A 22077-nucleotide genomic window follows, 5' to 3' on the forward strand; every position below is an offset into this window, starting at 1 on the left:
AGCCGATCACTCAATACCATTTTGACCGAAAAGTGATCGGCATCGATGGTATTGAGTGATCGCGATGGATGGTATTAGGTGATCGGCTTAGATGGTATTAGGTGATCGCGATGCATGAGAATATGCACTGCTTGAGATTGAGGGAGGTTTTCGTTTGAAATTGCATTAGACGAAATTAACAACCCACATAATATAACTAAATTTTTTAATGGTATAGAAGTACACTTCATAAATCTTATCCTTTAGACTTTTTGAAAAGAAACTATTTTTTAGCATGGTATACCCTAAAATAAAATCTATTAAACATCTATTAAACGTTTGTTGCGGTAGATATGAGGATTTTCAGTTTAGTAATACATATACTAGGCCGTTAAAATGTAAGCGTATATTGATTATTTCAGACATAAGTAACACACCGTTGTTAGTTAAAAACGTTGCTAATTTAAGAAACTACTTTCAAGAATTACGGAACTCAATAGATTATCAGATTGAGGTGAAAGTGTATTGGAGTAGTGTTACTGATCTCCATGATCTCAATGGTACTGAGGAACGCCATAAAATAGTGTCTGGATTGACTGATCACCCGGTGCTTATAGGGTGATTCTTGTAACCTATTATCCTTAGTGTACGTTTTCGTACCCTTAGCTCTCAAGTCCAGGTAACTACCAATGTTTCCCTGACTCTTTATGCGTAACATTAATTTCAGCAAAACAATTTTTCATATCGGCTGTGGACTGAGCTTCAGACATTATATCGTAGACGGTTTCTTCAAGATCTTTTTGGGAACTGTAAGGAACCTTTAAAATATAGTCCCAACCATCTTTTTCTGGTTTGAACATATCATACTGAGTAATCCATTCATCTTCTATATACTCCCGAGCTTTGCTCTTTCCACGCACAAACTTACTGTTATTTTCAACATTCATTGATACATCTAGTTTTGCAATTTTAATTTTTGAACGAGACCCGGGTAAAGTAGTCGTTGGATTAGCTTCCATATATTCTTTAATGATCCTATACACGCTAGCAATACCAATATCTAATTTTTCTGCAACTGCTTGTCGGGTAAGCCCTTCCTTTATAAGACTGATCACCTGATCTGACTTTGTACGAGCCGTTGGTTGACGGCCTTTATACTTTCCTTGTACTTTGGCCTTGGCTATCCCTTCTAACTGCCGCTCTTTCCGCAATGTTGTTTCAAATTCAGCAAAAACACCCAACATACTAAAAAAAGCATTTCCAGCAGCACTAGAAGTATCGATGGGTTGCTCTGTTGCTTTTAAATGAATTCCGTTTTCTTTTAAATCGTGAGCGAGATTTTGAAGATCTCTAAGGCTACGTGAAAGTCGGTCAACCCGGGTAACAATTAATGTGTCGCCTTCGCGAAGATAATCTAAACAAGCATCAAGTTGAGTTCTCCCCTTTTTATGGGTACCACTTTTTTTTTCGGAAAATATCTTTTTACACTGAGCAGATTTTAATGCCGCATATTGAATGCTTAAATTCTGGTCTGTTGTTGAAACCCGGGCATATCCTACCAAAGACATATCATATTGCTCTAAATTATGTGATAGCTATCTATCACAAATGGAAATTTGATTTATATGATAGTAAATACAGTTGTAAAAAGATACTATCTTATGGGTATACTCTATCGATAGGTTGAATTTATAAGTTTTTAGCACTAATCGTTCGAATCGTTTATAATGATTAAATCATACGATATTAAGGTAAAATTCAAATGCTAGCACTCTCAGCAAATGATGCAAAAACACAATTTGGTGACATGTTAATGAAGGTTCAACGTGCTCCAATTCAAATTAATAAAAATGGCAAACCCGTTGCAGTTGTAATATCTGTAGATGAATATCAAAGTATGGAAACATTAAAATTACGTTTATTGCAAACCAGAGCGCTAAGCGTGGTTGAAGATATGAATAATGGTGATACTGTCGATGGGGAGCAATTTTTTACTGAGCTTGAATCTGGACAGCACGATTAAATGGCCGCTTATAGACTTACCCAGGATGCACAAACAGATCTTATTGAAATTCGTCGCTACACTTTAAAGCAATGGGGAGTAGAACAATCTAAAAAGTATCTCCTTGAAATACGTCAAACCATAAAAGCATTATCACAAACACCAGCTATGGGTAAACAACGCCATGAGGTAGGGAATAATGTTTTTAGCTTTCCTCATGTAAGTCATGTTATTTATTACATCATAGATAAAAATCAACTAGTCGTATTTGGCGTTTTGCATAAAAGCATGGTACCTCTTCTACACCTTGATGATCGAAATACTATTTAAAAGTGTGTGATACGTATTATCAAAATGATCATTTACTCAATATTTTGAAAACATAGGGATATAAAATGGAACTTAACACTAATTCAGAAAAAACACAGGGAAAAGTAAAGTGGTTCAACAATGCTAAAGGTTTTGGCTTTATTTGCGCAGATAGTTTTTCTGATGATATTTTTGCTCATTTTTCACAAATCGACATGGACGGTTTTTTAACCTTAAAAGCCGGTCAATCAGTATTTTTTGAGATAGAAAAAACATCTACAGGCTTTCATGCAAAAAATATATTACCCGTTAACTCAGCTGGGACTTAAAGGAGATAATTAATGGCAACATTAACTAAAGATCAGAAAAGAGCTAAAAAGAAAAAATCTTCACAAAAGAAGTTAATTACAAAGCAACATGAAGAGAATAAAAAGTCAAATCTATCGATTGCAGTTACTAACAATTTACCTGAACGGAAAAATCCAAGTACTAAAGTAAAACCTGATTATAAAACCCTTGTTTCCGATTTTTCTGGTTCAATGGAGCAGTGGGATGAGCTTGTTTTGAAAACTCATAACGCTTTTGGTTACGGTTTTGAATATGATGATCTTGCAGATGCCATTATAGAAAAAATCATAACGGTTCTACCTAGTAGTGTAGATGTTATAAATGCACAAAAAGGAAAGTCTCTTGAAGATATTGTTAAACAATTAGAAGAGAAATATGAAAACCTGCTTATAAATATGCTTTCAATTGTTGATAAGCAAACAAGCGCTTATTGGCGTGGCGAATTAGAAGAAGAGGATTTGTTAGATTATGGTTTTGTATAAAGGGTGGCCTTTATCAACATATTATAAGTAATGAGGGGGATGTTTCCCTCATTTTTTTAAAGCTTCACTATCCAATAGAATAAATGGAGTAAACGAGTAATTGAAATATAAAGATGCCAAAAAAAAATAAAAACAAGTCTAAGCGCTTATCAGGCTACATGGACTCCCCGTTGTCAAGCAACAGCTTTCTCTTATAACTAGAATTTCTCTTTGAAAAATTAAAACGACATTCAATACAGTATTGAATGTCGTTTTTTGTATTACGATATTTTAGCTACCCGAGATTATTCAACTGCTATTAGTTTTACTTCAACAGGTAAACCATCAACAATAGAAAACTCGATAACAGTTTCAGCTGTATTTGAACTAACTAACGTAGCACGTGGGTACTCCTCTTTAAGTAACCAATTTCCGTGCAACGTTAGGCTTACTGTCCTTGGTGCTACTGGGTCAGAGCCTCTAGAAATGAAGCCTAAATCAGGATCAGTTACAGAAAGTTCTACTTTGTTACGTTTTGCGTGTTTAAGCATCACTAGGCTAGCAGTGTCAGTTGCTTTTAATATACTGTTACTATGTGCCATATCTTCCGCCGCCTCAAAGAATGCGTAGCCCCAAATTTTTCTAGCTAAATGCTCAATGACGTGTCGTTGTGACGTTTTTTCATGAACCACATATGGCTTGTCCTTGGCTAATGTGTCCATTTGAAAAGCGTTTGCATTCGGTACAGTAACGTATTCATAGCCATTATTTTCTGGTGCGGTGCCGTGATCAAGGTAACCGATTGTGTATTGGTCAATAGGGTTTTGTGAAATATCGACAGGCCATATTTGGTCTTCGTTTGGAGTTTGCTGGTTACCTTTCCATACTTTAAGTTCGCCGCTGCCTGCAGCAAGATAAAAACCGGTTTGGTAATCATCAATCAGCCAATGATTTTCACTTTCAGCAAAGCTTGTTGCACCAAGGTCACCATACGTGTGTTTATCAACAATAACACTACTGTTATCAGTTGCTAAACGTTGGTATAAAGTAGTTACTGTCGGATTAACAACATCATCATTAGTGATATCTGATCCTAATGATACAATCATGTCACTAAAGGCAAAGTTAGACTTTTTAAACGTAAAGGTAGTGTTATGGGTGTTAGGACCATGAACTATACCAAAGCCACCGCCAAGTTCACGTTCTTGGAAGTCCATAGCAAATATACCGTATTTTCCATGGGTTTCTTCAAGTACCCCTTGTCTATTACCGCGGTTTTTAAAGGCTAAGCTACCCGCAAAACGTTTATCTTGATGGCCATCAATTCGTGATCTTTCGCCGTGAAGTTTATCCCACGGCAGCACAATAGTTGTGGCTCCAGGATTATAGTTCCAGTTCCACGTGTCGACATCAAAACCATTATTACCGACACTATCATCGCCCGAGTAAATAATTTCTAAGGCACCATAGCTTTGATAACGGCCATAACGATTCTCAGAGGGATATAATTCTGCACCCCACATATTGTCGGTAAAGCCATTCATAACAGCTAACCAGTCACCTTTCTTACTGCGGTGTCTTAATACGCCAGCATTACCATGGTTAAACTGGAAAAATCCGTTTTCAAACTTGGCGACTTTATCATAGTTAAAGTCAGCATCAACACCTATAGTACGGTTATAATAGCCAGCTAATATTGGATCAGCACTGTCAAGACCTAGAATCTTACCCCCACTAATCGCCAATTTTTTCAGGTGTGTTGGCAGGGTTGAAATTCTTTTAATATGTGGATTCCTACCCGTAGTAGATAATGCCACAATGCCGCTGTCATTACTCTTCATGCGTTGCGCATATACGGTATCTCTTAAACGTAAATATGCATCAGCGTTTATTTGAAAGTCAGTATCTTCTAAAGCGTGTATAAGATTAATTACAGTGCGTAACGAATACATATAACCATCGTAAGCAGTCCAATGATGAAAAGCTGAACCGTCTGGTTTAATACCGTCGTTGGTTGCTTCGGAGTAATCTAGGAAGCGTTCAACGAAACGTTTTGCGCCTTTTAACCACTGCACGCGTTCATCGTCAGTAGTTACGTCTTTCCAAAGACCAAATAAAGCAAGGGTGTCGCCCATATTAAACATCCAGTCAGTATTATAACCGTTTCTGGCTGCATACTCGCCCCAGAAGTTAGAAAAGTCTTCTGACTGTACTGATAGGGTGAAACCGAATCGATCTTTGATATTGTCAGATAAGTAATCTTTTAAGTGAATGGTGTTTCTTGCGAATTCTCTATAACTGTATGAATTATAGTCTCGGGTTATATCAAGCGTACAAACTTTACGTGAAGTCAACCAAACAATATTTGATGCTTTTTCAGCAATATCGGTATCTGTTGGTGCAACAAGCTTAAGGTGTCGAGAAAAAGCTCTAAGCATTTTACCTGCTTCACCATAAGTTATATTTTCGCCCTGAATTTCAGTAACGATTTCGTCATCAATTTCCATATCTGCGATGACAATATTTAAATTGTCATAAGCGGTTAATGCTTCGTCAAGATCAAGTTGTAGTTCAGCAAAATCAATGGTTTCCTCTGTGCCTAAATAAGTATCAGATAAGGTTTGATAAATATTATCTATTTGAGCAATTTGTCCAGACGTTGCCGTCGTTAATGGAATATCCGTGTCATAGTCTATTGCCATAGTACAAGCTGGATTAGGTGGTGGTGGCGCTTTAACGAGCTTTAATGGCGAGCTATTAATGCTGATATTATCAACAGAAAAATCACGAGCAGTATGACCATTATCAGTACGAATATACCTTACTTCTAGTTCATCACCCTCATCCGTCGCTTGAGTAGTGTAGTTAAAGCTAAAGTTGACTGCCGGATCAGCGCTGGTAATTATGCTACTTGCTGTTGATGCTAATTCAACATCATCGGTAACATTGTGCAAGGCGACCTTAAGTGCAACATATGATGATCTTGTGTTATAAACATAGCTTGATACAGCAATATTTTGCTCTGCGCTCATAGGGCAATCAAACAAATAGGCAGCCCCTTGACCTTCTACCTGGGATTGGCCATTAAATAAAAATGCACCATCGCCTAAACCGTCAGTGTTATCCGCATCATCGGTAACAGCGGATGTTGAAACATCACCTATCGGGGCAAAACCAATTTGATTTTGTGATTCCATGAAACAAACATGCATTGGGGGGGGGACATAGGCCTGCATCAACAATGCCTGACCATTTACTGTGGCGTTGTCGACAGCAAAGTTACGAGCAGTGTTACCATCGTCGACGCGAATATATCTCAATTCTAACTCATCAGCTAGATCAGTGTCTTGGATATTGTAAGATAGCGTAAACTCTTTAACTGGTGTCGATGATGTCAAGGCGAGGTTAGCAGTGCTTGCTAACTCAACATCATCAGTTTTGTTGTACAAAACAACTTTAAGTGCAACGTAGGAAGCGTTGGGATTATATACATGGCTAGAAATGTCTAACGTTTCGCCTTCAATAGCGTCACATTCAAAGGCATAAGCACCACCTTGTCCGACAACTGCAGATTCACCATCAAATAACAGCGCGCCATCGTTTTCTCCATCATTATTGTCAGCATCACTGGTCACGGGTGTTAATTGAACGTCACCTATTTCAGTAAAGCCATTAGCTATATCGGTATCGATAGAGCACTGAGCAAAAACTGAGTTTGATGAAAGTAAAAGCGCACTTGCTACTATCGGTTTACTTAGCCTAGTGATGTTGGATGAAAATATCTTTGGTACTGATATATTATGTCGAAATTTGTTCATATAATGTCCCCATATTATCTTTCCTAAGAGTTAGGAAGTATTGTATTTTTGTTATGAGTAACAGCATGGTTTATTTTTAGTTTGATCCTTTTTATTTAAATTTTTTCTTCCATATTTAACCAAAATCAAGTTGTCATATAACAATGTAACAATATTAGAGTATATTTCTATTTACAATTGAGCAAGTGTTTTTTTTATACTGTTTCAATTATTTTCAGTTGCGATGTGGGGGGGGAAAGTAACCATTTGATTTTGAGAGTTTTGTGCGCTACACATATGACATTTAGATGAGGTGATTTTTCCATGTGAAATGCTCTACTGAAACTAGAAAGCTCAGTTGAGCCTAGACTAAAACTAAATATAAATTATTCAATGTGCAATTCCACTTCTTCGTTGCAGTGACTTAGAAGGGAATAACCATTCCTTCATCACTGCGCCTTGAATTGAAATCGCTCAACCGCTCTGAAACATGCATCTTGAATGGTAATGGGTATAGATAAGGCATTGATTGAAGAGAATAGTTATTCTATTGTCGAAATTAATAACGATGTATAAAGCGTTTCTAAACCAGCCATTCTGGGACGTCTGAGCAAATCATGTTCATCGTTATGTAGTTAATTAAGGGAACAACCATTAATAAAATACAAGCCTTGACCATGAGTCGCTCAACCGCTCTGAAACGAGCATTTTGAAGTCGCTTGGGTATATGTCAGAGGTAATGCGTCATTAATACTCGCTATTCAAACTTTTGCTGTACATTGAGTACCACGGATAAGCCATGTTGAGAAGTTAAGGTTATTTCGGTCTTATCTTGGCGGTAAATCACAGACTTAACTTTGCTCGTTGTCGGTAATTGCCAATGGCCATTAAGCGTTAAGGTCAAGGTAACAGGCTGGCTAAAGCCATCAGCACTTTTTTCTTGGCTAAAGTTAAGATTGGGCTCAACTATGCTTAACGTCGCGCCTTTGTTATCTTGCTGCTGCACCATAACTAATGCGGGCGCTGAGCTTGAGGCTAATATGCCGTGCTGCACTGGCGTTTTTGCCGAGAACAGTGCATAAGCTGTGGTATTAGTGATATGGTCGACCACAATATGCGCCTGACTATCGGCTTGCAAAATATCATAAGACGGCTTGGCGTCGGCTATTTCTGCAAAATTCCTGATCTGTGCCTGACTCATAAAAGGGTAAACCGCGTATTGGTATGCGCCGTTTTCAGGGGCGATGCCATGCTCTAACCAAGCACTGGCAAAATCACCTTGGGTTTTGGTTACGCCTTTGCCTTTATGATTCATTTTTCCTGTACGCAATGCGTATTTGTTATGCAAAGAATGCTGATGTTTGCGCTTGACTGTTACCTTAGTGTCCGACAGGAGGTGATATCCATTGCCGTACGGGTCGATTAACCAATTAGCTGTTGAGTTTTTGGCGTTTGTGGTTCCCTTAGCTGAGCCTGTGGCTGATTGTAACGGTAGCGTTGCTTGATACGGAAACGAAGTCACTCTCCCTGCTGACGAGCTATATAAGGGTTGTGCAGGCTCGGTTAAATAACTTTGAAATAAGTTGGTTTGCACTGGGTGGCTGTTATCACGGCTACTGATATCTGTGCCAATAAAAATCAGTTTGTTATTAAATGCAAAGACCGATTTTTTAGCTTTTAACTCTCCGGCTAACAGCTGCACTCCTTCATCATTGCCTTCATGGTTAGCGCCTTTACTTTCATTTAGCTGCATGGCAAACAAACCATTATTGTTTAACTGCACACTACCAACAAAGGTTTCATCAGATTTAAACATTAATAGCGGTTGCGTGGTTTCTAATTGCTCAATCGGCAGGTTGATCACCGTGGCACCAGGAAAGCGGTTCCAGTCCCAACCCGCCTCGACAAAACCACTGCCGCGCTCACCTTGTTCATTAAGTAATTGCACTGTGCCATTGGCAGGGTAACGGCCATAACGATTAGAGGCGACATAAATTTCAGAAGCCCAGACATACTTGCTATAACCTTTAATTATAGCGGCCCAGCCTTTTTGGCGCAGTACAGCCGTGGCGGCATAAGGGAAGCTGTAATAGCCAGTTAATGTTTCGGCGCTAATGCCGTATTGCTTAAATAGCCTGCTACTCTCTTGATCTTGCTTGCCCCATAAACGCAAATAAGCACCAGCGACATCTTTATCTATCGCGTCGGTGTGTTGAGGGTTACCAGATAACGCTAGTTGTAAATACTGCTGCTGTAGACTTGAAAATGAGCCAGCAAAAGGGTGTCGCCCAGCATTGCCAAAACCAAAGTCAAACGGTTGGCTATAAATACGACTGGCTAAAAAGGCTTTTTTAAAGTTGCTATGGCCAGCTTCATTAATGCTAAAACGGCTAGCCGATAAGCTATAGATAAGTTGAGGTACTTTTTCAAATGCGCCTAAAGCATAAGCAGGATAATGGCCACCATGGTGCCAAGCGGTACCATCGATTTTAAAAACACCATGGCTGTCATCCTGCGCCAAAATAATTGAAATATAATCGGAGAACGCCTGTAACAATGCAGCTTGCATTGCGCGCTCATTGCTTAAAAAGATGATTAATAGGTGATAAAAGGACTGCGTATTCATGTAATCAATATTAGCGTGAAAGCTGGCTTTATCTCCTAAGAGCTTACCTAGATTAAATATCCATTGCAGACTAGCGCCAATATCGTTGAGTAAGCCTGCTTGTTGTAACGGCTTGCGCATCAAATAAAAGGCTTCGGTAAGCTCTCTGGTACTATAACCAATATGATGCAAGGTGCCCATCGATGAGCCAGCTTGCCAGCCTTGATCTAAATAATAACGAGACGCCTGGATAAACATTTGTTCAACAGCAGACTGATTTTCTTGCGGCCCATTACTGTGGTGCAGGGCTAGTTTTTTTAATAATAGACCCAAGTCATGTAACCGGGTATGTATCTTCTCACCTTGCTGCGCTTTATTATAATAGACTTCAGACGCGGCAAAAGTAAGTGGCGGTCCCTGTACGGTTTTATCGTTGTCAACCAAGGAAAGCTCGGTAAATGAACGCTTTAATGACGCTAAACTGTCGGCTGATTTATTTTGGGAAATTAATTGTGCGGTTATCTTGTCTTCAATGGCGAGTAGTTGCTTAACATCATCAGCTTGTAAAGGGGCAGGCGACAAACGGTTCACTAATGATAAATCGCTTAGCAGTGGCATCCAATGATCACTGGCACTTTGTTGTGCTTCTTTGCGCATAAATGGTGTTTGCGCGCTCGGGTAGGGGTGTCGATCATCATGAAATTGTGAAAAAATAATATCATCAATAAAAACTTGCCCGCTACCGCCAGTACTAAACGTTAAGGTATCGTAATGTACTTCAGCATTTTTTTCGGGTGCCTGACCGTTCATCTCATAAAAGGGGACCCTAAAAATACGCCAGCCCGAAAAATTTAGCGGTAAATCAAACCATATAGATTCTTTACCGCTTACATCACCATTTTTTTCAAAACTAATCTTTACTGAGCTTGTTTGTGGCTGCTCACTATATAAGGAAATTAAGAAAGTAGGGCTGGCAGGAAAGTAATTACCGTATTTTAGCTGGCTTTGGTTATAAGTTAACAGGCGCAGCTGTTGTGTGCTCAGGCGACTATTTCCTTGCCATTGCCATAATAACGCGCGCTGACCGAATTTGTAATGTTGCTTGCTTAGTGATATTTGGCTATCGTCATTATGCTGATAATATTGAAGCACTGAGCTACTTTCGAAGGACTCAACGGCTGGTTTTTCTAAGGCGTTTGCTAATACCTTAGTGGTTGTCAGCACAAAGCACAGGCTGATGAAGAGTAGTTTTATTGCCTTAATGAACATATTATCCTATGGGGATTTAATAAATGAAATGTTAAATGTAAGATATCATACCTGTGGTGAAGGGGATATATTTTTCAGTCCCTAGGGTAAGTACACAGTAGAAAAATATTTACTATTGTGTAATTTTCTTATTACTTGTATGCTTATATGATAACTACTTTCTCTATGGAGGAGGTTTGCCGTTATTTTATATCGGTAAGTTTTTGTAGAGAAATATTCAATTAAGGAATAATCATGTATTTAAAAAAAATGAAAAAGTTGCTACCAGTAATAGCGATATTTTTCAGTACTTTTTCAACCACGGCTTGCAGTGAAAATCTAACTGCACAAATGAATAAAAAAGATGTTTATCAGGCGATGAAACATGTGTCTGACTGGCAATGGCAACAATTTAATGCAGAAACTAATTTATTTGAAGGTTATGACAAATTAGACTACATGAGCCCGACCGCTTGGGATACTCACCCTCAAGGGTGGGTTTATGCCTCTTTTCATGTCGGTATGGCTAAGTGGGCGCAACTTGCCGATGCCAATGGTGACGAAAGTTATTTTCAGAAACTCAAAGCCGTTGCGGCGAGAAATAACTATTTAGTTGCCCCGCGTATCTACAATGCAGATGATTATGCTATCGGCCAACTTTACTTAGATGTCTACGAAAAATATAAACAACCCGAAGCCTTAGTACCACTTAAGACGGTATTTGATATTATTCTAAACGCCCCTTCTACGGCTTCTCTTGACTATAAACACATTCAAATAGATGCCAACGCTAAAGCCGATTACACCGCAGAAGCGATAGAGGGTTATGGCGGAAGAGAAATAGGGATTACCCCGTGTAAAAACCGTTGGTGTTGGGCTGATGCTTTATTTATGGGGCCTCCAGTGTGGATGCACTTAGCAAAAGTAACAGGTAATCAAGCTTATTTTGATTTTGCCAATAAAGAATTTTGGCAAACAGCCGAGTTGTTATGGGATAAAGAAGATCATTTGTTTTATCGAGACAGCCGTTATTTTGATCTACGTGAGGAAAATGGCCAAAAAATCATTTGGGCTCGTGGTGTCGGTTGGGTGGTTGCAGGTCTAGCAAGAATGCTTGAACACATTCCAAACGAGCACCCGCAACGTGGCAAATATGAAGATATTTTCAAAAAGGTAATGAAACGTTTAGCTAGCGCTCAACAAGATGATGGCTTTTGGCGTCCTTCAGTGTTAGCACCTGAAAGAGCGCCTTTTAAAGAGTCTAGTGGCACTGGGTTAATTGCTTATGCTTATGCTTATGGTATTAATCAAGGTTTACTAGATAAACAAGAGTATTTACCAGTTGTGAAAAAAGCTTGGACGGCTTTGGTTGGTGTGGTTCAGCCAAGCGGTAAATTTGGCTGGGTACAACAAATTAATGCTGGTCCAGCGCCTGTTTTAGCCAGTGATACGCAAGTATACGGCGTCGCTGCCTTTTTATTAACGGGCACCGAAGTGTATAAAATGCTAGATAAATAGTTATTGTGCGTTTATTTTTCATCATAAATATGTCGGCTGTTGAAGCCGGCATTTACGGTGAACGCTAATAAAATAATCTCGCTCCACTTTAAGATGCTCAAACGAACATCTTAAAGTGGAGCGGGTATATAAGTACCAAGGTATTGGAGTTAAGTGCTATTCGTTTGCTTCTTTTGCTGTAGTAGCCCTTATCGTTTTTCTCGCATGAAAACCATACCAAGATCTTAATTAGTTTCGATGATTGAAGAAAGTGTTTTTTAATTATTGGGCCGTAACATAAGTTGATGGATTATAAAAATGAATAAAAAAACACCTTGCACCCTGCTAGCCACTCTACCCTTGGCTTTTTCACTAGGCTTGACGTTGTCGGGTTGTGAGCAACTAGGTAACCGTGTCGATAATGCTAGCGCAACGACAGCGCCGATAGTATTACACCACGCCAGCCAACAAGACATTAATGAAATCGCCGCCACGCTTGAGGTAAAATATCGCGTGATCAGCAATGTTGCCACCGATAAATGCAATGCAACCCTAGCCGAGGGGGCATGTTTTGAAGCGGAATTGAGCTTGACCGCTAAAACGGCTATTGCCGCGAATAATTGGGCGATACAGTTTAGCAGTATTATGCCGGTACAAAGCTCAAACAGTAACGAATTTACTATTGCCCATATTAATGGTAGCGTTCAAAAAATCTCATTGTCAGAAAATTTTTCCGGTTTTAAGGCCGGTGAAACTAAGCGCATCGCTTTTAGAGCTAGCCACTGGATGTTGTCAGAGCACGATGCTCTACCTAATTATTTAGTGACCGCACCCAGCCTGCAAGCAAGGGTTATTACTAGTACCCAAACCACTATAGATCCTGAAACCAACTTAGAAGTCATTCCCTTTATCGAGCCGTTTACCGATGAGCGCAAGCAGTTTAAGCGTAATGCGGATGATAAAACCGCTTGGCTAACAAGCGAAAGCCTTTACCAGCGCAATCTTGAAGGAGCTGCTAACTCCGTACCTAGTACTAAATTAATCGCCAGTGCGATAATCCCAACCCCCAAAAGTCTGCACGTTGACCCCCTTCATGCTCGTGTTGATATTAGTAAAGGCTTATATATTGATTTTACTAATGTCGCGAAAAAAGACGTTAATGCCGCGATTGCCCGTCTAGCCACTTTAGGGGTTAAACAAGGCAAAGAGGGTTTTCCACTTACCTTAAACATTAATGCCGACACCACTAAGCCCCTTGGTAGCTATCAGCTGTTAGTTGGTAAAAAATCCATTAGCATTGTCGGTGTTGACAGCAACGGTGTTTTCAATGGTTTGCAGTCGCTCGCCAGTTTATACACAGTAGGTCAGCATACTTTACCTGTAGTGACAGTATCTGATGAGCCGCATTATGCTTTTCGTGGTATGTTGGTTGATGTTGCCCGTAACTTTCACTCGAAAGAATTTATTTTATCTTTATTAGAGCAAATGGCGGCATACAAGCTTAATAAGTTACACTTACACCTAGGTGACGATGAAGGCTGGCGCTTAGAAATTCCAAGCTTACCTGAGTTAACTGATATTGCCAGTAAGCGCTGTTTTGATGAGCAAGAGCAAACGTGCCTTAGTAGTCAGCTTGGTGCCGGTGTTGACACAAACTCACCAGTGAATGGTTATTACAGCGTTAGTGATTACCAAGAAATATTACAAGCGGCTACGGCTCGCCACATTCAAGTGATCCCTTCTTTAGATATGCCTGGACATTCACGTGCGGCAGTAAAGGCAATGAATGCGCGTTACAATAAATATCAAGCGCTTGGTGATGAAGCCAAAGCCCAGCAGTATCTACTTGACGATTTCAATGACAAAACCCAATACTCGTCGGTGCAGTTTTACGATGACAACACTATCAACGTTTGTCTTGAGTCTTCTTACGACTTTGTATTAGAAGTGATGACTCAGGTAAAGAAAATTCATAGTGATGCAGGACAGCCATTAACCCGATATCATATAGGCGCTGATGAAACAGCAGGTGCATGGCTAGAGTCACCTGTTTGTAAAGACTTTATTGCGAGTAATGAGGTTGGCGTGACCAAAATGAGTGAGCTTGGTGCTTACTTTATTGAGCGTGTTGCTGGCATATTAACAAGTCTTGATATCGAAACTGCAGGTTGGAGCGATGGTTTATCGCATACCCGTAACGAAAATATGCCTGATTTTGTGCAAGCGAATGCTTGGGATGTGCTTTCTTGGAACGGCCATGAAAAAGTACATGAAGTGGTCAATCGTGGTTGGCAAGTGGTTGTTTCATCACCAGACGCTTTGTATTTTGATCTACCTTACGAAGCCTCGCCTAAGGAACATGGTTTTTACTGGGCATCGAGACACGTCAATACCGAAAAAATATTTCAGTTTATGCCCGATAACCTACCGGCTCATGCGGAGATATGGGTAGATCAGCAAGAAACAACTTATATTGCCGATGATACTAAAACAGCGCGCAGTAAAGGTAAGCCATTTTTAGGTATTCAAGGGCAACTGTGGAGTGAAACCACCCGTAGTGATGAAATTGCCGAACATAAAGTTTTTCCACGTTTATTAGCGTTAGCTGAGCGCGCATGGCATTTACCTGAATGGGCGCTGCCTTACAATTACCAAGGGGCAGTTTACAGTCAAGATACTCATTACTTCACAGAGGCGATGGCGAAAACACGTGATCAAAAGTGGCGCTTATTTTCAACGACCTTAGGTCAAAAGGAATTTGCTAAACTAGAATTAGCTGATGTTGATTACCGTTTGCCGACGGTCGGCGCGGTTGTTGAGCAGGGAATGTTAATAGCCAATATTGCGTTTTCTGGTTTGGGCATTGAATACCAATTGGTTGATGCCAGTGGTGCAGTACAAGCATGGCAAGTTTACACTAAGCCAGTTAATGTGAGTGCGGCCCAGGTAAATGTACGGAGTCGTTCAGTAAACGGAGCCAGAGCTGGGCGTACTACTAACATAGTTGTGCATTAATGCGAGCTTCGTAAGTCAATGGGTAGCTATGCCAATATATGACAGATATATTTCTGTGATAGAGGTAGTCATAGTCATTAGGCAATTGATTACCGCTCCTAGAGAAAAGCTATTAACAATATCCTTAGCTATATTTCATCTGTTTACCACCTAATGGCTAATATCATTTGATCAACTTGGTATAATTATTTTCCAACTAATACCAATCAGACTAACTAAGTGATCATTTTAAATGGCTCAAATACTCAATAACATCGTTGCTTTCAATCCCAATAGCTAGCTATTGCTCAATCAAGCGCCTTGTTCTTGAAAATTTGAACCATTAATTAATCTGATTGGTATAACTGCTAACGAAAGGAAACCTCATGCTAGTTAAGTTATTCATCATTTTTGTTATTTGTTTGAGTTATAGCGCCACGCTCTACGCCACATCGTCGACTTGTGGCAAGAGTTATCAATTAACAACAATCGCCAACAATTCAATTGCGCTAGATGGACTAGCTGAGGATCCTGCTTGGGCTAAAGCCAATATTATTAGCGACTTCTCCTTACCGTGGAAAGAATCCCAAGCTCAGAAAACCCGTTTTATGGCGTTGATTGATGACAGTCACTTGTATTTTCATTTTAGTAGTACTGATAGCAGTGTTGCGCTAAAAAAGCACTGGCAAGGTGAAGAAACCGTGGTGTTGGAAGATAGGGTGGAAATATTTTTTAGTAAAGATCTGACCTTGAACTCCTATTTTGCGCTTGAAATAGACGCTGCTGGCAGGGTACTTGACTACCACAGCACATTTTATCGTCAATTTGATCCGCAATGGCATTTTACTGAGTTGTTATTGTCAGCAGTTAACACTGTCAATGGTTACAGCATAGAGGGGAGCATATCATTGAAAAGCTTAGCCTTGCTATCAATTCCACCATTTAACGCGCTACAGCCAGTGTATGTTGGACTGTTCAGGGCCGATCTTAAAAATACCCCAGAAAAACAGCGGGCTGAGTGGATTAGCTGGATAAACCCAGACACGGCTATGCCTGATTTTCATGTTGCTAGCGCCTTTGGTTGTTTCTTTCTTGCCGCTCATTAATATACCGTTAGCAATGTACCAATTTGAGTATATACCCGTTACCATTCAAGATGCATGTTTCAGAGCGGTTGAGCGATTTCAATTCAAGGCGCAATGATGAAGGAATGGTTATTCCCTTCTAAGTCTACAGACAAGCTACTTTTACCGATTGCACCCAGTAAAACTAGTTTAATTCGCGCCATGGTAGATTCCTTTACTCAGGTGGTTTTAAAGCATTACAACAAAGCACCTTCCAATTTTTAACTGCAGGATTTATAACGCCAATAGTTTGATAGTATTGTGCTAGTTTCCCTGTATTCCTTAGTATTTTTAAACCTTTTTGTAGTGAATTTAAGATCAATGTTGCCTGCGGCCATTGTTTGTATATAGCGAAGACTCTTGCGTCAGGGATTAATATTTTTATACCTTTAACGGGTAATAATGAGATATTACCTATTGTTTGTTGCATCGTCGGGTTGTTAGCGAACGCCGCTAAGGTAAAGTCAGCTCTGTTAGCATGTACCATTCTATAAAGGTTGACATAAGAAATAGTGGTTGCAATATCTACCTCCATTTCCTGTAATGTAGTTATATCTAGCTTCCAGGCAATATGCGTTACTGCAGAATATTTGCGTAGATCTTTAAGACTCTTTATATCCGCTTTTAACACCTTTGATGGTAACATATAAATACCTAGTTCAAATTGAGACTTATCCAGTAGCGGGAGAGTAGTATAAAAGATATCTTTTGCTAAGTAACTTTCCCACAGAGAAACCGATGGAATAGTTACTTCTCCTTTAAGGGATTGCAAATACAGCCTTTTATGATTTGGGTAATGGATAAATGTAAACTCCGGAGTTATTCCCCCTAAATGCAAAGCTTCACAGAGTATGTAAAACTCAAGCTTAACCCTTTGCCATGTTTTATCTACCGTTAATCCTTCACCACAATTTTTGATTAGCTTACCATTGCTGTTAAATATTTTTGATTGTGATGGCAGAAGGCCAAGGGTAATTGGCACAGTGATAGTTGGTGGAATTTGAGCATATGTAGGCTGAACAAATATGAACAGAAAAGATATCAATATTGTAGATTTAAGATGCATAATTTAGTTCTTTTTAAAGTGAGATCTCAAAACTGAAAAGGTGAGGTTACTGATAACTAATAATTCATTGAATAATGCAGCCAATTAACTATTTGGGGACTTGATATGCAATAAGTTAAGTAGCTTTTTAACTATCATAGAATAGTTTTTATGTTACTGGTAAGTTTGTTATCTACTCAGTCGTATTTTTTGCAGCTTAGTTAACAGCTCTAAACGTTTTCGATTTTCTACATCATCCCTAAAAGCCAATATCAACTCCTTTTTCATCACATGTTTCACCACCTCAATATCAAAGATACCTTGTTGCTTTGCTAGATAAAACATTACGTTAGGGTCTGTTATCGCTACATCTCCTCTGCCAACAGCAAGCTTTCTAAGTAATGATAGTTCATTAGGAGCCCCCTCTACACTTTCAGGATACTGCTTAATAGCGTCAGCAAATATTTTCGGGTATAAGTAGTTATTTACAACACCAATTGAGTAATTCTCAAAGATCTGATCAATACTATTGAAGTTCACTACTGTTGCTTTTCGTTTCAAAATACTAATTATAGACCAATCTATCGCTGGTGAAATAATTGCTCCGTCAAAAATATCTTCAGGCCAAGCAGGAAAAATACCAACATATTCAGTGTTAGCCCGCACCAAATGCTTAGCCCTGCTCCATGGATAGAATTCAACAACAAGAGTTATGCCTGCTTGCTTTAGTAATTCCCTTAAAATTTTAATTGAGCTTCCATGGTCTGGTAATTCTTCACCTGCATAGGGCTGCCAATTTAAAGAAGCTATTTTCCATACTTCTTCAGCAGAAAGCTTAGAGGAGCAAAGCAAAGTGGACAGTAAAAAAACAATAAAAAATAATTTTAAAATAATCATTAGTTAGACAACAAAGTTATTTAACTGAGCATGTAAATCGGAAACTTTTCCATTCAACTCTTCACTTAATGAGGCTGTTTGTTGCACAATGGTATTCGCCTCATTTGACATATCAGAAATTACAGTTAATGTTCGGTTTATTTCTTCATTCACTCTTGATTGTTCTTCAGCTGCACTGGCCATTTGAGTATTTTGCATATTAATAATATCAATAGAGCTATTAATTCCTTTAAAAGCATCTTCAGCAGACTTAGCTGAACCTACACATGTAGATACTTTACCAATACTTTCGCTCATCATACCCACTACATCTTTTGTATTAGCTGTCAGTTGGTCTATCATACCTCTAATTTCTTTAGTCGATTGCTGTGTTCTCCCTGCTAAGGTTCTCACTTCATCAGCAACGACAGCAAAGCCTCGCCCTTGCTCTCCAGCTCTTGCCGCTTCTATTGCTGCATTTAAGGCCAGTAAATTTGTTTGCTCTGCAATTCCGCCTATGACAGCTAAAATAGACTCTATATTAGCGGCTGACTCAGACAGTAAGTTTGTTTTCTTTTCCGCTTCAGATAATGCCTGAAATAAACTTTCAATATCAATTGTCGTTGATGTAGCTAACTCAACACCGCTATAGCAGTCATTTTGCGCTGTTTGAGCAGCCTTTGAGCCTTCCAAAGCAGAGGTAGCAACTTCACCTGCAGTTGTTGCCATTTCATGAGTAGCAACAGTCAAAGAGCTTAACTCTGTTGTTTGTCGAGCTAGCTTTTGACTCGCTTCTTGTGAAACTTTTTTTCCCATGTTGGAGTTTTCATCAACTTGAGTTGTTATTTGTGAAATATCAGCAATCATAGAGTGTAATTTATCAATAAACTGATTGATTAATTTTGCTAACTGACCTGTCTCATCTGTACTTGAAACGTTAATTCTTTGGGTTAGGTCACCGTCCCCTTGTGAAATGTCAGTTAAGCGATCAATTAAAGTATTTAACGTTGCGGTAATTGTTCTGGATATAATAACCATGGCCAAACAGCCCGCAATTAATGCTAAAATCCCTGCTAACAAGCCCATATTTAAGGCGTGAATAGATTCAGTTGTTAACCACTCGAGAAAATTCACTTTTTCTTTGTTCAATACGTCAATAGGAACCGCTACATTCGTTATCCAAGGATTATTCGTGGTGGTATTAATTCGGTAAAAAGAATTAATATTGTTGTTTGCCTCAATTAGTTTTCCACCTTGACTAGCATCCTTAGCTTGCTGCCAATCTACTAAGCCTGCAACATTTGAAATACGTTTACCGACATTTTCTGGGGAATTACTGTCAGCTAAAATGATCCCTTTCCAAGACGCAACCACAATACGCCCAGCACCACCATACAAGTTATGATCCATTTCCTCCGCCAGCGTTTGAATACGTACTAATGACAAATCAAATCCGATACTACCTACGTGCTCACCATTAACCTTTATCACATCACTAATTGTGGTGATTAATTCTTGTCCTCTGCCTGGAACCTCATAATAATAAGGCTCCATAAAGAATAATTCACCTGTTTCAAAAGGCTTTAAATGCCAATCATCTTTTCTTTCGCCATTATCGTTAATTGTTGTATTTGAAAATGAATCCATAGTGACATAATCGTAACTACCTTGACCATCAGGGAAGAAAAATGGTGCAAGTTTATCACTCTTGTTGATTGCTTTGCCGCCTGAGGAAGTTAACTCATCAGGCCAAGTGTTTTCTTCAAAAACAACATAACCAGAAAAAACATCTTTGTCTTGCGGTTGCATGGTGGCATCAAACTGTTTAACAATAAACTCAGGGCTTTTTTCTAGTGCTCCTGATAACTCAATATTTGATCGAATTACCGCTAAATTTTTGATCACAGGCATTAACAACAACTCAATATTAAACTTAACCGTTGATGATGCTCCTTTGATTTCTTTTTCTGCTGAATTATCTAATGATTTTGACACATGAACTAAGGTTTTTTCATTCATATTTTTATAATAATAGGTACTTAACCCTATGCCAAAAATCAAAACCAAAGACATTGCTAAAACTGAAAAAATAGTAATTTTAAGGTTTAATGATTCATTTATTTTAGAGAACATAATGAGCCTTTATTTATATTTGATAGTATTTATTAAAAGGCTGGTGGTCGCCATAAGCCTATGAAAATAGCTATGTTTTAGATGTTTACTATCTGAGGGTTAGGTTTATGATACATCAATTATTTAACAATTAAGTATCTATATAATATATGTTAACAATCAAATTTTTGCCAATTAACTTCTATATAACTTATAGGTAAAGACCACTTTTTATAATCAGCAGTAAATAAGATGAACTGAAATATTAATGATTAATTTGAACATTTCTTAGTTTATGAATAACAACTATTCGTTTTTGCTAATAATTTCGCAAAAAGTTCAAATATATACCCGCTCCACTTGAAGATGCAGGATTCAGCTGGAATTAGAAACGCTTTTAGGCAAGGCATTGATGAGAATGGTTGTTCCATTGTCAAAATCAATAACTCAGCATAAAGCGTTTCTAAACCAACCCTTGGGGAAAGCTGAGCAAATCCTACCTTGCGTTACATTGTTTTTTAAGGGAACAATCCTTAATAAAAAAATACGCCTTGGTTATGAATCGCTCAGTCTTCCTGAAACGAGCATCTTCAAGTAGAATGGGTATATTTTATTGATCTTCTTTTAATCTTCTCGTCGCTAATGCAACCATTAGTAGGGCGACGCACAATTATTTACTCACCTTATTACCGCGAAGATATGTATATATTTCAAACTTTACTTCATTTTTTGCTAATATTATCTAATACGATAGTGTGCTATTAACTCATAAACTATCAATAATTTATTTTTTTTAGTAATGGTATTCATTTAGTCAAACAAGCCTATTTATAACTGATTAGTAAAATAATGGAACTAATAATTTTTTATCTGATTTATATAAATCTAGGAGCACTCTAGTATGAAAAAGATTTTAAAATCAGCCAATAACTTTCTTGTGGGCACAATATTATTGTCCTGTCCTTTATCGGCAAGTGAAAAGGTAAGTAAAGAAACTCTTTTTAATGGCACTTTTAGTGGCTCTTTAGAAATGGCGACGGATTATGTCTTTCGTGGTGAGTCTGAAGTAGCTGATGGCGATATTCCTGCCGTCAAAGGTAGCTTTACCTGGACACATGAAGTTGGCGTGTATGCTGGTTTATTTAGCGCTACCAATAAGTTTGAATCGACCCCTGATATAAGAGCTGTGTTAGCACCTTATATTGGTAAATTTGGTTCTTTTGGTGAAAGTGATATTAGCTACAACGTTTTTGTATTTCATTACACCTATCCTGGCGTAGAAGGTATGGATTACACCGAACTCTGGATGGAGATTATTAAAGATTTTGGTCCAGTAAAGCTAAAGTTTGAACTAACCCCTACCCTAAATGACTGGTTTGGTGTTGAGGGTTGGACTGGCATTAACTACGCGGTTCACCCAAGTAAAACCTTTGCGAATGGTATAACAGTGTTAGGGAGTATTGGTTACCAAGAATTATCTGGCGAAGGCGCTGAGGGCTGGGCTCACTGGAACTTAGGCGTTAATAAAGATTTCTATGGTCTACATATTGTCCTTCGTTATCACGACTCAGATGTAGATAGCTCGCACAAGGTTTATGGTTCTGAGCAAGGACGACAAATATTTGATGAGCGTTTTGTTTTTAGTGTCAGTAAAAGCTTCTAATTAACAGCAGCCTCATT

14 protein-coding genes are annotated in these 22077 nt (G+C 38.7%); 8 read left to right on the plus strand and 6 right to left on the minus strand.

Annotated elements, in window-relative coordinates:
* Positions 1-662: 662 nt before the first annotated feature.
* Positions 663-1547, minus strand: a complete 885-nt coding sequence (locus ND2E_RS04790; protein WP_033095106.1) for a recombinase family protein — start codon at positions 1545-1547, stop codon at positions 663-665.
* Between the two features lie 194 nt (positions 1548-1741).
* On the opposite strand from ND2E_RS04790, the gene ND2E_RS04785 reads away from it, so the two are divergent.
* From ND2E_RS04785 to ND2E_RS04770, 4 genes are all read left to right on the plus strand, one after another.
* On the plus strand, positions 1742-2002 hold the full coding sequence (locus ND2E_RS04785; protein WP_033095107.1) for a type II toxin-antitoxin system Phd/YefM family antitoxin: 261 nt from the start codon (positions 1742-1744) through the stop codon (positions 2000-2002).
* Positions 2003-2311, plus strand: coding sequence for a type II toxin-antitoxin system RelE/ParE family toxin (locus ND2E_RS04780; RefSeq protein ID WP_033095108.1), 309 nt, complete (start codon positions 2003-2005; stop codon positions 2309-2311).
* Positions 2312-2376: 65 nt separating this feature from the next.
* Positions 2377-2619, plus strand: a complete 243-nt coding sequence (locus tag ND2E_RS04775; RefSeq protein ID WP_033095109.1) for a cold shock domain-containing protein — start codon at positions 2377-2379, stop codon at positions 2617-2619.
* Between the two features lie 12 nt (positions 2620-2631).
* The gene (locus tag ND2E_RS04770) at positions 2632-3120 is read left to right on the plus strand and encodes a hypothetical protein (RefSeq protein ID WP_033095110.1); all 489 of its coding nucleotides are present in this window, start codon (positions 2632-2634) and stop codon (positions 3118-3120) included.
* Between the two features lie 284 nt (positions 3121-3404).
* On the opposite strand, the gene ND2E_RS04765 is transcribed toward ND2E_RS04770, so the two are convergent.
* Together ND2E_RS04765 and ND2E_RS04760 are read right to left on the minus strand one after the other, a co-directional pair.
* The gene (locus tag ND2E_RS04765; protein WP_033095111.1) at positions 3405-6917 is read right to left on the minus strand and encodes a polysaccharide lyase family 8 super-sandwich domain-containing protein; all 3513 of its coding nucleotides are present in this window, start codon (positions 6915-6917) and stop codon (positions 3405-3407) included.
* A 736-nt stretch (positions 6918-7653) separates the two neighbouring features.
* Complete coding sequence (locus ND2E_RS04760; RefSeq protein WP_033095112.1) at positions 7654-10770, minus strand: chondroitinase family polysaccharide lyase; 3117 nt, start codon at positions 10768-10770, stop codon at positions 7654-7656.
* A 234-nt stretch (positions 10771-11004) separates the two neighbouring features.
* On the opposite strand from ND2E_RS04760, the gene ND2E_RS04755 reads away from it, so the two are divergent.
* From ND2E_RS04755 to ND2E_RS22480, 3 genes are all read left to right on the plus strand, one after another.
* Positions 11005-12267, plus strand: a complete 1263-nt coding sequence (locus ND2E_RS04755; RefSeq protein ID WP_033095113.1) for a glycoside hydrolase family 88/105 protein — start codon at positions 11005-11007, stop codon at positions 12265-12267.
* 297 nt (positions 12268-12564) lie between these two features.
* Positions 12565-15261 (plus strand): family 20 glycosylhydrolase, encoded by a 2697-nt coding sequence (locus tag ND2E_RS04750; protein ID WP_052056852.1) that lies wholly within the window; start codon positions 12565-12567, stop codon positions 15259-15261.
* A 365-nt stretch (positions 15262-15626) separates the two neighbouring features.
* The gene (locus ND2E_RS22480) at positions 15627-16346 is read left to right on the plus strand and encodes a carbohydrate-binding family 9-like protein (RefSeq protein ID WP_052056855.1); all 720 of its coding nucleotides are present in this window, start codon (positions 15627-15629) and stop codon (positions 16344-16346) included.
* Positions 16347-16539: 193 nt separating this feature from the next.
* Here ND2E_RS22480 and ND2E_RS04745 read toward each other — a convergent pair whose 3' ends face one another.
* The 3 genes from ND2E_RS04745 to ND2E_RS04735 form a co-directional block, all read right to left on the minus strand.
* Positions 16540-17430 carry a type 2 periplasmic-binding domain-containing protein gene (locus tag ND2E_RS04745; protein WP_033095114.1) on the minus strand — a complete coding sequence of 297 codons (891 nt, stop codon included), beginning with the start codon at positions 17428-17430 and terminating at the stop codon, positions 16540-16542.
* A gap of 168 nt (positions 17431-17598) precedes the next feature.
* Positions 17599-18306 carry a substrate-binding periplasmic protein gene (locus ND2E_RS04740; protein WP_033095115.1) on the minus strand — a complete coding sequence of 236 codons (708 nt, stop codon included), beginning with the start codon at positions 18304-18306 and terminating at the stop codon, positions 17599-17601.
* Between the two features lie 3 nt (positions 18307-18309).
* Positions 18310-20418, minus strand: a complete 2109-nt coding sequence (locus tag ND2E_RS04735; RefSeq protein ID WP_033095116.1) for a methyl-accepting chemotaxis protein — start codon at positions 20416-20418, stop codon at positions 18310-18312.
* An 880-nt stretch (positions 20419-21298) separates the two neighbouring features.
* On the opposite strand from ND2E_RS04735, the gene ND2E_RS04730 reads away from it, so the two are divergent.
* Positions 21299-22060 (plus strand): TorF family putative porin, encoded by a 762-nt coding sequence (locus ND2E_RS04730; protein WP_033095118.1) that lies wholly within the window; start codon positions 21299-21301, stop codon positions 22058-22060.
* Positions 22061-22077: the final 17 nt, after the last annotated feature.

Source organism: Colwellia psychrerythraea, from assembly GCF_000764225.1.
GTDB classification, from domain to species: Bacteria; Pseudomonadota; Gammaproteobacteria; order Enterobacterales; family Alteromonadaceae; genus Colwellia; species Colwellia psychrerythraea_D.

Bases quoted from the DNA above. Each gene is read 5' to 3' on its own strand.
- ND2E_RS04790 (WP_033095106.1), bottom strand. From the start codon at position 1,547: ATGTCTTTGGTAGGATATGCCCGGGTTTCAACAACAGACCAGAATTTA.
- ND2E_RS04785 (WP_033095107.1), top strand. From the start codon at position 1,742: ATGCTAGCACTCTCAGCAAATGATGCAAAAACACAATTTGGTGACATG.
- ND2E_RS04780 (WP_033095108.1), top strand. From the start codon at position 2,003: ATGGCCGCTTATAGACTTACCCAGGATGCACAAACAGATCTTATTGAA.
- ND2E_RS04775 (WP_033095109.1), top strand. From the start codon at position 2,377: ATGGAACTTAACACTAATTCAGAAAAAACACAGGGAAAAGTAAAGTGG.
- ND2E_RS04770 (WP_033095110.1), top strand. From the start codon at position 2,632: ATGGCAACATTAACTAAAGATCAGAAAAGAGCTAAAAAGAAAAAATCT.
- ND2E_RS04765 (WP_033095111.1), bottom strand. From the start codon at position 6,917: ATGAACAAATTTCGACATAATATATCAGTACCAAAGATATTTTCATCC.
- ND2E_RS04760 (WP_033095112.1), bottom strand. From the start codon at position 10,770: ATGTTCATTAAGGCAATAAAACTACTCTTCATCAGCCTGTGCTTTGTG.
- ND2E_RS04755 (WP_033095113.1), top strand. From the start codon at position 11,005: ATGTATTTAAAAAAAATGAAAAAGTTGCTACCAGTAATAGCGATATTT.
- ND2E_RS04750 (WP_052056852.1), top strand. From the start codon at position 12,565: ATGAATAAAAAAACACCTTGCACCCTGCTAGCCACTCTACCCTTGGCT.
- ND2E_RS22480 (WP_052056855.1), top strand. From the start codon at position 15,627: ATGCTAGTTAAGTTATTCATCATTTTTGTTATTTGTTTGAGTTATAGC.
- ND2E_RS04745 (WP_033095114.1), bottom strand. From the start codon at position 17,430: ATGCATCTTAAATCTACAATATTGATATCTTTTCTGTTCATATTTGTT.
- ND2E_RS04740 (WP_033095115.1), bottom strand. From the start codon at position 18,306: ATGATTATTTTAAAATTATTTTTTATTGTTTTTTTACTGTCCACTTTG.
- ND2E_RS04735 (WP_033095116.1), bottom strand. From the start codon at position 20,418: ATGTTCTCTAAAATAAATGAATCATTAAACCTTAAAATTACTATTTTT.
- ND2E_RS04730 (WP_033095118.1), top strand. From the start codon at position 21,299: ATGAAAAAGATTTTAAAATCAGCCAATAACTTTCTTGTGGGCACAATA.